This window comes from Clostridium sp. DSM 17811, assembly GCF_018861905.1.
GTDB lineage: Bacteria > Bacillota > Clostridia > Clostridiales > Clostridiaceae > Clostridium_AD > Clostridium_AD frigoriphilum.
Genome location: NZ_JAHLDU010000078.1, coordinates 1 through 1,359, shown reverse-complemented (window position 1 = coordinate 1,359; position 1,359 = coordinate 1). Strand labels below are relative to the sequence as shown.

Annotated in this window: 3 tRNA genes and 2 rRNA genes; all 5 read right to left on the bottom strand. The window is 32.8% G+C overall.

The features are described from left to right. Positions 1-70, bottom strand: a 16S ribosomal RNA gene (locus KPL44_RS25010); the annotation flags it as partial. 863 nt (positions 71-933) lie between these two features. After that, a tRNA-Ala gene (locus KPL44_RS25005) sits at positions 934-1,009 on the bottom strand. Between the two features lie 3 nt (positions 1,010-1,012). Next, positions 1,013-1,089 (bottom strand) — tRNA-Ile (locus KPL44_RS25000). 6 nt (positions 1,090-1,095) lie between these two features. After that, positions 1,096-1,212: ribosomal RNA gene (gene rrf, locus KPL44_RS24995) — 5S ribosomal RNA — on the bottom strand. A gap of 41 nt (positions 1,213-1,253) precedes the next feature. Next, positions 1,254-1,328 (bottom strand) — tRNA-Asn (locus KPL44_RS24990). Positions 1,329-1,359 lie beyond the last annotated feature (31 nt).

Genomic DNA, 1,359 nt, shown 5'->3' with positions numbered 1-1,359 from the left:
ATCGCTCGACTTGCATGTGTTAGGCACGCCGCCAGCGTTCGTCCTGAGCCAGGATCAAACTCTCAATTTAAAAGTTTACACTTTTTTAGTTGAAATAATTAATCTGCGCCATCTGTTAAGTTGGTTAGCAAGCTCATTACATACTTTTTAGTCTTACGACTAAATATTACTTTTACTAAAGTAATTGACTGGTTAAAATAAAATATTATTTTATTTCTTTACCTATTTCTCTGTTTAATTTTCAAAGACCAATTTGCTTTGTCATCATGTGACGACTTCTACTATAATACTAGGTTTTTCTTGTTTTGTCAAGTATTTTTTAAAATAAATTTCTAAAAGAAAACTTTTTAAATCATAATCAACATTTAACTTCTGTGCCACTCGTTTGTGACGACAAGGAATATTCTATCATAAACATAATACTATATATTTTACTCATTCATCATATAAGGTTATTAATCCTTATTTACTAGATATTACTCTTTAATGCTTTCTTTTAATTATATTGACACACATGGTTAAGTATACAATAATATATCCATATTTCAACACTTAATTCATTTATTTATAAAAACTATTAATAATTATATATACTACTTTAACTATTTTACAAATATTCGTAAACCACTATGCTTTAGCTAATAATTCAAATTTTCATTAATAGAACCCATATCCATTTTGTTCTTTCTCTATTATAATGATCATTAAGATATTCATATTAAAGATGAAATTTAAAATTTCTACACCATATATAAAATATTTTAAACTCTTTCTTAAATAAGTATACCTGTCACAACAAAACAAGACTTCACTAGAGTTTAACTCTCTTATGAAGTCTTTAATATTATAGTAATAAAAGCACTACTTTATTCTATTTTTTATCTTTGGATTATTATTTTACAACAAAAAGAACAGTCTAATATAGACTGTTCTTGGTGGAGATAAAGGGAATCGAACCCTTGACCCCCTGCGTGCAAGGCAGGTGCTCTCCCAGCTGAGCTATATCCCCATATGGTGGACCTTCAGGGACTCGAACCCCGGACCGACCGGTTATGAGCCGGTAGCTCTAACCAGCTGAGCTAAAGATCCATATTTATCTGGCGACGACCTACTCTTCCACAAGGTTACCCCTGCAGTACCATCGGCGCATTGAAGCTTAACCTTCGTGTTCGGTATGGGAACGGGTGTTACCTTCATGCCATAATCACCAGATTTATTGATATCTACCAAATATGTTATTGTATTATAAAAAATGGCTCCGCGAAAAGGATTTGAACCTTCAACCTATCGGTTAACAGCCGAGCGCTCCACCGTTGAGCTATCGCGGAACATTACCTAGCGACGACCTACTCTTCCACA